Annotated in this window: 8 protein-coding genes and 1 pseudogene; 4 read left to right on the top strand and 5 right to left on the bottom strand. The window is 68.6% G+C overall.

Features of this window, described 5'->3' with window-relative positions:
* Nucleotides 1-184 precede the first annotated feature (184 nt).
* Nucleotides 185-496: a type II toxin-antitoxin system RelE/ParE family toxin gene (locus tag ABZ464_RS51485; protein ID WP_359289858.1), complete on the top strand. Its 312-nt coding sequence runs from the start codon at nucleotides 185-187 to the stop codon at nucleotides 494-496.
* 34 nt (nucleotides 497-530) lie between these two features.
* Here ABZ464_RS51485 and ABZ464_RS51480 read toward each other — a convergent pair whose 3' ends face one another.
* Nucleotides 531-1,733, bottom strand: a complete 1,203-nt coding sequence (locus tag ABZ464_RS51480) for an Ig-like domain-containing protein (RefSeq protein ID WP_359289856.1) — start codon at nucleotides 1,731-1,733, stop codon at nucleotides 531-533.
* A gap of 250 nt (nucleotides 1,734-1,983) precedes the next feature.
* Complete coding sequence (locus ABZ464_RS51475; protein WP_359289853.1) at nucleotides 1,984-2,586, bottom strand: DUF4232 domain-containing protein; 603 nt, start codon at nucleotides 2,584-2,586, stop codon at nucleotides 1,984-1,986.
* 982 nt (nucleotides 2,587-3,568) lie between these two features.
* On the opposite strand from ABZ464_RS51475, the gene ABZ464_RS51470 reads away from it, so the two are divergent.
* On the top strand, nucleotides 3,569-4,873 hold the full coding sequence (locus ABZ464_RS51470) for a helix-turn-helix domain-containing protein (RefSeq protein WP_359289851.1): 1,305 nt from the start codon (nucleotides 3,569-3,571) through the stop codon (nucleotides 4,871-4,873).
* A 357-nt stretch (nucleotides 4,874-5,230) separates the two neighbouring features.
* Here the strand turns inward: ABZ464_RS51470 and ABZ464_RS51465 are convergent, their stop codons facing one another.
* Both ABZ464_RS51465 and ABZ464_RS51460 read right to left on the bottom strand, forming a co-directional pair.
* Nucleotides 5,231-5,569: a hypothetical protein gene (locus ABZ464_RS51465; protein ID WP_359289849.1), complete on the bottom strand. Its 339-nt coding sequence runs from the start codon at nucleotides 5,567-5,569 to the stop codon at nucleotides 5,231-5,233.
* A gap of 514 nt (nucleotides 5,570-6,083) precedes the next feature.
* The gene (locus ABZ464_RS51460) at nucleotides 6,084-7,109 is read right to left on the bottom strand and encodes a hypothetical protein (protein ID WP_359289846.1); all 1,026 of its coding nucleotides are present in this window, start codon (nucleotides 7,107-7,109) and stop codon (nucleotides 6,084-6,086) included.
* 1,630 nt (nucleotides 7,110-8,739) lie between these two features.
* Between ABZ464_RS51460 and ABZ464_RS51455 the strand changes: the two genes are divergently transcribed.
* Both ABZ464_RS51455 and ABZ464_RS51450 read left to right on the top strand, forming a co-directional pair.
* Nucleotides 8,740-9,141: a hypothetical protein gene (locus ABZ464_RS51455; RefSeq protein WP_359289844.1), complete on the top strand. Its 402-nt coding sequence runs from the start codon at nucleotides 8,740-8,742 to the stop codon at nucleotides 9,139-9,141.
* Nucleotides 9,142-10,119: 978 nt separating this feature from the next.
* Nucleotides 10,120-10,890, top strand: a complete 771-nt coding sequence (locus tag ABZ464_RS51450) for an NACHT domain-containing protein (protein ID WP_359289842.1) — start codon at nucleotides 10,120-10,122, stop codon at nucleotides 10,888-10,890.
* A 45-nt stretch (nucleotides 10,891-10,935) separates the two neighbouring features.
* Here ABZ464_RS51450 and ABZ464_RS51445 read toward each other — a convergent pair.
* Nucleotides 10,936-11,021 (bottom strand): annotated as a pseudogene (locus ABZ464_RS51445) (IS5/IS1182 family transposase); the annotation flags it as partial.

The raw sequence follows: 11,021 nt of genomic DNA, 5'->3' as shown, positions 1-11,021 counted from the left end.
GGTCGACTCGGTGTTGGCGGCGCGCAGGGTGGCGTAGTCGCCCACCTGCCGCGTTGTCGTCGGTTGCCGACGCTCCGCGTCGACGCCCTCCTCCGCCTTGCAGTTGGGCCCACCAGACCCCGCTCACCTGCGCTGATCGGTCACCCCTGCTTTCCTGCGACCTGATCCGCCGGACAGGCCCTAGCTGACCGCGCATCGATCTCATGCCGATGCGGAGTGCTTCCGGCAGCTGATCAAGGAGGACCTCGGTTCTGCCTCCCCGGTTGCCCAGGCCGTTGCCGCGCTGCGTGACGCTGGTCCAACTCTGGGCCGTCCTCTTGTAGACCGGCTGAAGGGATCGGACCTGCATCACCTCAAGGAGCTGAGGCCGGGATCGGGTGGCCGGTCCGAGATTCGGATCATCTTCGCCTTTGATCCGACTCCTTCGGCCCTGCTGCTCCTCGGCGGCGGCCGGCTTGTCGGCGGCCTGGCCTCGTCGACGAGTGAGGCCAACTGATCGGCGAGGGGGGCGGGAACGCGCAAACCCCTTCTCAGCGCAGGGCGCTCTTCTGCTGCCACTCGGTCCACGAGAGGTTCCATGCCCCGAAGCCGTTCCCGGGCGCGACCACGCCCTTGGTGTCCTTGCCGGTGATCTCGAACGGGTCGCCCGGCCGCACCTGCCCGTAGAACCAGGCCGCGTCCGCGTCGCTCATTCCTATGCATCCCGAACTCCGGTTGGCCTTGCCGAAGTAGCGGGCGTTCCACGGGGCGGCGTGCGCGTACATGCCCGACCAGGTCAGCCGCATCGAGTGGTCGACCATCTTGTCGTAGGCGTCGCCCAGGCCCACCGTCTCGGAGTTCATGTTGACCGTGCCCTCCTTGGCCATGAGCACGGCGGTTCCGCGCCAGGAGCGCTTGTCACCGCCGGGCGTGCCGCCGGAGACCGGTATGCGCCGGACCGTCTCGCCGTCGCGTACGAGGGTGAGTCGGTGACTGTCGAGGTCGACCTTGACCACCTGCCGGGCGCCGATGGTGAAGGCGGTCGTGTAGTCGCGTACGAACCAGCCGCCGTCCGTGCCCGAGTCGGTGCCGTTCAACTCGGCGTTCAGCGTGACCTTGGTTCCGGGTTTCCAATACGTCCTGGGCCGCCAGTCCACCCGGTCCTTGCCCGACCAGTCGCTTATCCAGCCCCAGGAGCCCTCGGTGCCGTTCGAGGTGGTGATCTTGAGCTGCTTCTCGACCTCGGCCCGGTTCTTGACCGGATGGTCGAAGACCAGGGAGATCGGCTGGGCGATGCCGACGGTGGCGTCGGCGCCCGGTCGCCAGTCGACCTTGTTGACCTTGTCCGCCGGAGCCGTGGTGAAGGCGGCCCTGGTGCTTTTGGCGGTTCCGCCCTCGGTCCGGGTCGCCGCCGTCACCGTGTACGCCGCGCCCGGTACGGCCTTGCGGTCGGAGACCCACGACCGGCCGTCGGCGGCGACCTTGCCGGCGAGCCTGTGGTTCTCGGCGTCGGTGACGGTCACCGAGGTGAGTCTGCCGCCCGCGGCCGTGACCCTCACGGGCGCGCCCGCCGGGACCTGTTCTCCCGTGGGCGTGACGGTGACCGTGACAGGGCGGTCGTCGGCGCTCGGCGTCACCTTGGAGTCCGGGGCGCCGGGGGAGGCGCTCGGCGAGCAGGCGGCGAGGGGCGCCAGCAGGGCGGCCACGACAACGGCCCGGACCCGGGCATGGGGGAGTACGCGTGCGCGGGGCAAAAGGACCTCCGGGAAGAACGGAAAGAACGGGAAGGACGGGAAGGGGGTGGGTGAGTTGGCGATGTCAGCCGCTATGCGGCAAGGTGACGGCGACTGGTGGGGAACGGTCGTCGTCCGGTCGCATGCGCCACGGCGGGCGGGCGGGCGGGCGGGCCGACCGACCATGCGCACGTGTGCCTCACCGCACCCCCCGCGTCCTGGGTACCCGAAGACACGGGTGTCCCAGGGGCGGGTGGGGGTTTGAGGCCCGTCACTTCGACATGATGAAATCCAGGGCGAAACCGGGAGCAGTCGTCCAGTAGGTGACACGCTGATAGTCGTTGGCGTACAACGTCTCGACGGGCATGGGGACATCGATCGGCTTGCCCGCGCGGCTGCCGGGCTTACGACCCTGGAGGCTGAGGGTGATGCTCTTCGCCTCGTATTCGTCCATGGGGCCGTTGACGAGCAGAGCGGCATACGCCTCCTCACCCGGGGCGAGGGTGACGGGCACCCCCGGGTTCGGGTCGCTCTCCTTGATCACGGGCGCCGTTGTCCGACCGGCACCGAGCCGCACGAGCGGGTAGCGGTAGAGGTTGCACTTCTTGTCGCCGGCGTTCTGGACGGTGAGGAGGAGGTGCCTGGCGTCCTCGCTGTCCGCGGGCTCCTTCACAGCGGACACCCCGAGGACCTCCTGGGAGCAGGCGGCGACCGCGCCACTGCCGCCCGAGCGGTGCGTCACCACATCACTGGCCTTACCGATGGTCGTCCGTGGCCCGGTGGCGGAGGCGTGCGCCGACACACCCCACCCAAGAGCCAGGACGAGACCCGTGGCCACGGCCACACGGCTGCTCACAAGGGACTTCACGTTCATCTGCGTGTTCCTTTCTGATCGGTACGAGGTCGCACGCGCCCGCGGTCCGGCACTGCGGATCAAGGTGCGTGCCGGGCTGTCGCCGCCACACCATCCGTCTCCTCCCCGGACCGCGGGGACAGGGCGAAGGCGGTCGGGCGCCCCAATGAGCGTCCGCGCCCTGCGTCTTGGGCGCCCAAAGAGATGGGTGTCCCAGAGGACGGGTGAGGTGGGTTGCGTGGCACTGCCGGGCGGTCGGCCGCTTCAGCCGGTGCGACAGCCACAGCTTCGGATGCCTCGTGGGCCTGGGACAACAGCCGCCGCCGGCCTGTAACGGTGGAACGATCCCACCCCCGACAACCTGCACAAACGAGGAAGCCTGGGATGCCTGTCCGGGATGGTGAGCCCCTCTGAGGCCGGCGGCCGGACACCCCGGTGGACTTGACCCGCGCCGCGCCCGCCGCCCCGGCAACCGACGGTGCGAACGGCCCTGCCCCAGAGCCCCCGCTGCTCGTGGCGGTGGCGGGCTCTTCGCCGGCCGGGCCCACGGAGGTCGGAGGTGATCGGGCGGGGGCCGGCTGAGCGTCGTATCGCCACCGCCTCCCAGGCCGACGCCCGCGCCGAGGCGATCGGCTTCCGGTGGCGGCTCATGGTCCACGTCCGCGCGTACGGCTCGATGCGGTCTGAGGAGCCGGCCGGCATCCGCCGCCGGGACGTCGACGTCGACAACGGCCGAGGTGCGGCTTTGTACGGCGTGGCTTCCAGCCCGTGTGCGGGTGGCGCTCCCCAGCCATCAGCCGGTTGTGGCGGCTGGTCATGGTGTGGGAGTGGTGTGGGAGTGGGCGTGGCTGAGGGTGGTCTTGAGGAGCTCGAGGAGAGGGATGGCGCAATCCCGGAACCATCCCAACCGTCTTGACGTACAGGTGTGGGGGAAGTGCCTGGGATGCTGTCCGGATCGGGACATGACTGCACAGGCCGACGGATGGATGCGAGTACGGACCGCATGGCTGCAATCCACGATGACGTAGCGGAGTTCGCGTTACTGCTGACGCGTCTGAAGGAGCGCACCGACCGCAGCTACGCGGCGCTGGCCCGCCGTCTGGGCATGAATGCCTCCACGCTGCACCGCTACTGCGCCGGAGAGGCGGTTCCCCTGGACTTCGGCGGGATCGAGCAGTTCGCAGCACTCTGCGGAGCCTCCCCCGAGGAACGCGTGGAGTTGCACCGCCGTTGGATCCTGGCTCACGCCGCACGGCAACGACCGCGCCCTTCCCATGGCCGGCAGGCGTCGGCGCCCCACCCCAGCACGGGCGCAGGGGTGTCAATCGTCGCCGCCGACGATGTCGTATCGGCCGTTTCTGCCGGCGGGGACAGGCTGGACGTGGTGGCGCCCAGGATGATCCCGTCGGCAGTTCGGCATCCCGAGTCGACCCTGCCGTCGCCCCTGTCGCCCCTGTGGCCCCTGTCGCGGCTTCCCGGCGGGCGTCCCCGGCTACGGCCCGTGCGGTCGATGGTGCTGGCGGCCTCGCTCGTCGTCGCGCTGCTCGGTCTCACCGCGTCCGCCGCCGGGCCTCCCTCCGCGTCGGCCACACACGACGGCAGCCCCACGGCGAACCGGGCCGGCGCAGGCACGGCCCGACCCGTGGCTCCCCTCACCTGGACCGCCGACTTCCACACACTCGGACTCAACGGTTGTGGCGAGGACTACGTCGTCGCCAAGGCGCCGGGGCAGGTCGCACCACCGCCGCACCCGGAGGACATCGCGGCGTGGGTCTCCTCCCAGCGGGCGGTGCACGGGGGCCCCACCGGTGTGCAGATCACCGTGCAGGGACGCGGCTCCGCCGCCGTCGTCCTGGAGGCCCTGCACGTGCGGGTGGTCAACCGTGCCGCGCCCTCCGCCGACCGGGGCACCGTCTACTCCTTGGGTGACGGCTGCGGCGCCGGCATCGTCCCTCGGTACTTCTCCGTGGACCTCGACGCTCAGCAACCCCGGGCCCGTTCGATGCCTGGCGACGACGGGGCGGGCACGAAGATCCCCGCGATCGGCTTCCCCTACCGGGTGTCTCTGCAGGAGCCCGAGGTCTTTGTGGTCACAGCGCTCAACGAGTCCTGCACCTGCGACTGGTACCTCGACCTGACGTGGTCCTCGCAAGGCCGCACCGGCACGGTTCGCATCGACGACCGTGGGCGGCCCTTCCGCAGCACCAGTATCAAGGGACTGGACGGCTACCGGTACGACCGCATCTCGCACCGTCCCGGCCGCTGGGTGCCGATCCCCGCCGCCAACATGGAGGCGACCGACGGCTGACGAAGCAGCGCTGCCCGAACCGCCGCCGGTCGACGGCGGGAGCGGGCCGGGCGCAGCGTCAGCGGACGCGGCGTCAGTGGGTGTTCGGGGTGTGGATGTCGGTGACGTCGCCGTACACCGGCTCCAGCTCCACGACGAGGTTGGTCGTCAGTCGGCGGCTCCCCGCCGCCGAAGGAGTGGGTGACGACGATCGAGCAGCGCAGTCGCGACAAGCCCGGTTTCCGGGGCGAGGCGCGTCCGCACCACAGCGTCCAGTCGGCACGCGTGGTGCGCTGCGTCGTCCGACAGCCGGAAGGGAGCTTCGCCGCCGTGGCTGCCTCGCCGTGGATGCGTGGGACGAGAACGCGGAGGTTCCCGTCACCCCTCGACGATCGCCCAGAGTTCCAACGGGATCCGGTCCGCGACGAACAGCAGCCACATCCGGCCCGTGGCCAACCGCTCCTCGACCGTCGCCCAGAACGCGTCCGGGGAGCGGTCGCCGGGCAGTTCGGGGCAGCGCGGCGGCGTAGCTGGCCCGAAGGCTTTGGAATCGTCCCCTGTAGTGCCCCGCTCGGCAGGGTTCTTGCGGGAAAAGCAGGCTGAGGGCCCTCCTCGTACGATCTTGCGCTGCTCGGCGTGAAAACAGCAGGTCAGCGATACACGCTGCCATGAGGAGCAGAGGCTCGCTCGCCTCAACCAAGCACTCGTGCCCGTCACGTGCCCCATCTTCGAGTGTGTGGCGGAGCGAAAGGCACTGGAGGGCTGGTGGCGCAACAAAAGCCCCAGGTCGCTGACCCGGGGCTTCTCTCTGGAGCGGGTGACGAGAATCGAACTCGCGCTCTCAGCTTGGGGAGCTTGGGTTCTTTGGCGGTAGTTGCTGCTCCGACCTGCGGTGAAGCTGCTGTGAGACGCGGCGGGCCGACTCGTGTTCCCCGCCATTCCCCATGGATCCCCGCACGACCTGCCACGGATCTGGCACGACCTCTTCGCCCCGAACTCTCGGCTGGGAGGTCATCGGGGTCTGGTGGGGATGGCGTCCCGTCGAGTGCAGGACAGGGGGCGCGACCCTGGTGGGCTGGTCAGTTAGCCATTGATGGCCGTTGGCGGTCGCCTGCGGTCACAGTGGTTGCTGTACTTCGCTGCTGTACGGCAACCCAGGCGAGGCACGGCCAGTTTGGCCTGAGGAGCGCCGAGCCGAGGCTGGTCGGCATGGTGTCGGGTTGGTGGACACCTACTCCGCCGTCACCTTAGCCACCTTGTGCGCCTCGGGAGTGCCGCCCAGCTCTTTGAGCATCTGTGCCACGGCCCCTGTCTCGAAGTCCCAGGTGAGCACGCCCACCGCTGCGTGACCCGCGTCGAGCTCGTCCGCGATGCGTGCCGCGTCCTCGTCGGTCATCTTGAGGCCCTTGTGGAAGAACTCGCCGATGATCCCGCCCCCGGCCCCGCCTCCGAGCACACCTCCGACCAGGGACAGGCCGCCCGTGGGGATCGCCGCGACCAGGCCCAGGGCGATGCCGACCCCCATGCCTCGCTTGCCGGCCTTCCTCCCGAGCTTGTGCTGTTTGGGATTGCCGTCCTTGTCCTTGACGAGTACGCCGATCGCGTCGACCTTCATGTACTCGGTGGCCTTCTCCCAGCCCTTCAGCGCCTCAGCGGCATGGTCGGCCTCGTCCTCGCTGTCGAAGAACGCCAGGACGAGTTGCTGCTGATCCCCTGCGGAGTCTTCTCTGTCTTCTCGCGGGGTGATGGCGTCCTCTCGCGTGATCCCGTGACGTTCGAGGTATTCGAAGACCTTCGCGGCGCCGTCGGACTTCCCGTCCAGCTCGGACCGCATCCAGTCCCGCATCGCGTTCTCGTGGTCGAGCAGGTCATCTCCGAGTGCCTTCAGCTCGGGAGTGCCGGCGCCCTTACTGAGCTGCTTGAACAGCGGATCGACCTCTTTGGTCTCCTCGATCGTGGCCTTCGCAATGCCTTCGAACGTGCGGTAGTGCCGCGCGAGCGCCACACCTTCTCGTCCGAGCTTCTCGGCCCTCTCCACGGTGACGTGCATGCCGGCGTCGTGAGTGAAAGGCTCGCAGTAGTGGGTGTTGAACCACTCCATCGTCGCGCACGCCGTCATCTCGTCGGCATGCTCGGGATACATCCTGGCCAGTTCCTCAAAGAGGCCCACTCCGAAGAACTCGCCCTCCCACGAGAGCTTCAGGATTGACTTCTCCGTGTGACTCCCGGCGAACCGGTGCTTCTCCATGAACGTCATGGCGCGTACCTCCGTGGCTGTGTCCAAGCGAATTCCAACGGCCCTTCAGGGCTCCGGGCGGCCGTCACTGTGACGGTGGATCCCAGCGTTCGACGTCTGGGCTCACTGTCGGCGTCGACCGCCGCGTGCCAGATGAGCCGCCGGTGACCAGCCACGGCGCAGTGCCGAAATAGAGCTCCGCCGCGATTGAGGCTAAGTGCGCACCCCAGCTCAGCATCCGTTCATACTTACTAGTTCCGCCATAAAACAGCCTATCCGGGGTGGGTGGCCTCCGCAGATGAGCCTGGGACGGGAATCGTCGCAGCGGCCGTGGGCTGAGGACAATTCCTCAGCCCACCACCCTGCCCAGCTCCCATCCCGTCTGCCGTCGACCCACACACCGTGGAGCGGGCGTGGTTCCTGGCGTCCAGGTGGAGCGCGCCACTGTACGAACGACCTGGACGCCAGGGGCCGCGTCTGCGGCTTTGCCTGGGTCGACGGCAGACGGGATGGGAGCTCCTCGCGCACGCCTCCAACCGGCCGGCACTCGCGAACGGCGCCCCTGCCATCTCGGAGCCTGAGCGCCCCCGCCGGAGGCATGTCTTTCACCCGCGGCTGATCTTCTCGCTTCTGGCCCGCTGCACGTAGCGCGCCGCCGGGCGCGGGCACTTGAACCCGTGAAGAAGGTTGTTAGGCAGGTGATGCTTGGGGCGTGGGCTGTCTCGGTTGATCCATTACCGGGCGCCGGTGGATCAGTGCTTCAGTCCGGCGAGCTACCCGTACCGTTGGTCTGACGCTGGGTAGCGTTCCACCATGGGATGGGGAGAGCTTGCTACAGCCGTCATAGGGGTCTTGGTTGGCGTCGTTGCGACAGAGGCCGTGCATGTGCGGCGCGCACGCGTTGAGAATCCTGCGATCCGTCTGACGGTTCGGGCTGGCGGTCCTGAAGGCACGTATGTGCTCAACAACCTTGGGTACGCCTCTGCTCACAAGGTAGGCGTGACAGGTGGTTGGATCTCGCAGAGTGGTCGCTACCGCGCTACCAGTCCCATCAAGGACTGGCGAGAAGTTCCTCCTGGGGCCGAGTTGCAGTTCGTGGTTCCTACAGATCTTGCACGTACCACCGGCGCTGTACTCATGGTCGCCTGGCGTGAGGGCGAAGACCCCAGGACTCGCCGCCGCAAGCAACAATGGCCGATCGCGTGAACCGCTTATCGGGCCCGGAAGGGTCCGGTCGCGTCTGCTACTGGATGCGCCAGAGCGGCGCGGTGTACTTCTCCGGGAGACTGCCGATCAAGAGCTGTCGCAGGTCATCGCGCTGTGAGCCGTCGAGGTTCAGGCCTCGGTGAGGTGGCGGAACGTTGTGTGAGTGACTCGGTACTCACTCACGGATCCTCCGGACGGTACGCAGCCGGTGCCCGAGTCGGTGCCGTGGCCCTGATGCGGTGTGCGTATCCCGGGCGGGCCTCGTACCCAACGCGCAGTGAGATGCCAGATGTTGCCCTCCGTCTGGCCGAGCGGTAGCGGTCCGCAAAGGCGTTCCCGAGTCGGAGGCGAGTGAGGCACCCCTCCCCGTCCCGTGACGAACCCGATCGGGTGAGTCTGGGAGCGGACAGTGTGGGGATCACCGACGGCGGGTAAGTGTGCGGGCATGCCTCCGGACGTGCGTGGCGCATCCGGCAAGGGGGAGTCTCCGGCCCGGTGCGACGAGTGTGGGACGACGCTGTGGGTCGAGCCGGATCGCGGTGCCTACCCGCATCCGGTTGTCCTGCCGGACTCGTCGGCGGTCGATCTGTTTCATCCCGAGGAGGATGGCCAACGGGTGGGGATGACCTGCTCGCAGGAGTGCCAACGGGCCCTTGAGAAGAGATTCATGCAGCGTCCGTTTGTTCGCGCGGAGCTCTGGGCCTGCAGGCTGGAGCGAGCTCTGCGCGCCCGCCCTGAGGGACTGAAGCCGCCTGAACTCCTGGAGGAGACCGGCCTGACCGAGGCTCAGATGCGTGCGGGTTTCGAGTGGCTGGACGAGCGACGCCGTCGTCCGTCGGCCGAGTAGCCTGGCGAACCAGCGAAGTGAGCCTGGGGTTCGAAGGCGGTGGCCGGCGTGGTGAGCATCGCGTTCCCTCCGTGAGAGGGGCCCGTGGTCTCCGACGGGCTGGTGGCTGTGCATGGGCCGCGGCGCGGTTCGACTGCATCGACGGGGTTCTGGGACAGGTTCGCCGGCGCGTGCGCCGCCCGCGTGAGGGATGACGAGGATCCTTCTCGGCGAGGTGAGCCGGGTCATGCCCACGGTCGTGGTGCAGGCGGTCACGACCAGTTTCCTCCGGCTCCGGGCTTGGCGGGCATGTCCCGTCCAAGTGCGCTCGGCGGTCGTCGCCGGTCCCGGTTCCGTGGACTCGGCAGGGCCGCCGGCAAAGGCGATCAATGCCGCGATCCGGGTGTACCGCTTGATCGGCTACAGCGCATGGCGGGGTCACCATCCCGGCTGATCGCGCCGCCATCGGCGTCGGAGATCACGCCGGAACCACGTTCACATGTACGCCGACAGAGGGTCCCCACGCTTCGAGCGATGGAATTCCCGGGCCCTGCCGTTGCGACCGAAGCCCTTGCCGGGGACAGGCTGTTTCGTGTCATCGGACCTTGAGTACGTGTCACCAAGTTTGACTGTTAAGGAATCTTGTGCAGCGGCGCTCCAGGGGGCGCTGAGCCTCGGTCTCGCGCTCGCGGTGAATATGAGGCCACGCTCAAGCGGATCAGTATTCCGTCAGCTGCTTCCATGCCTGGAGCGCACATTAATACGTTCGCGTCACAGGTGAGAGAAGTCGTCTCTGTGGCGGGAGGCTGGTGACAATAATCAGGATATGACAGGACTTGGGGGATGCCGCCATCGGCGCGATTGGCCGCTGACCAGGGCCATATGCGCCTTGGCGGTCGTGGTGAGCATCGTGTACGTGATTCGGCAGCTCACACGCGGTGGTCCCGGGGCGGCGACACTGCGGGACTGCTGGGCCTTCCCCTGAGTGTGGCCGCGCTCATGGTCGCGGTGGTTGCGCTCCGCAAGCCGGTCGAGGGTAACGACGCCGAGCTCGCCCGTGGGTGGGCCGCGACGCTGGCTGCCCAGATCGAGGCCGGGGAGAGCGCTGTGTGGCGACAACTGCTCGGAGACGACACCCGGCGCATCAACCTCACCTACGACCTGTACCCGGCTCCGGCCCGCTCGGCCACAGCTCCGGCCGCCGGGCGCCTGACCGTCGGTGGGCCGGGGCCGGCAGGACTGCCGGACATAGTCACCCATTACCGTCCCACCGGGCCGCTGCGCCTGGTCGTCACCGGCACGGCCGGGTCGGGCAAGACCGTCCTGGCCCTGGAACTCCTGCTGGCCCTCATCGACGGCCGCAGTCACGACGACCCCGTCCCGGTGCGTGTCCCGCTGTCGCGGTGGGACACTGAACGCCAGTCCCTGCCCGAACTGCTTCAGCAGCGGCTGATGGAGGCTTACGATTGGCCCGCAGACCTGGCGGCGAGCTTGGTCCGGCACGGTCGGGTACTGCCGGTCCTGGACGGCCTGGACGGCCTGGACGAGATGGACCCCATGGCCCCTGACGGGTCCCCCGACCCCGCCGCGCCCCGCGCCACCGCCGTCGTGCGCGCGCTCAACGCCTACCAGAAGGGTCGCGACGCCGGGCCCCTCATCCTCACCTGCCGCACCCGGCACTACGACGCCCTGACCCCACACACCGGGGTTCTGGACGCCGCCCGTATCGCCGTCGCCCCGTCCCTACCGCAGACGCCCGGACCTATCTGACCGACCGTGTCCTCGACCCGGCCCGCTGGCAGCCACTGAGGTCTTTCAGCGTTGCCGCTCCAGGGTGAGGACCGCTGCTGCGATTGACGTCATTCGATTCGGGCTGCATCGGGCTCTGCGGAAGATCCGCC

It is taken from the genome of Streptomyces sp. NPDC005820, from assembly GCF_040630255.1.
GTDB lineage: Bacteria > Actinomycetota > Actinomycetes > Streptomycetales > Streptomycetaceae > Streptomyces.
This window is presented reverse-complemented; position numbering and strand designations above follow the sequence as displayed.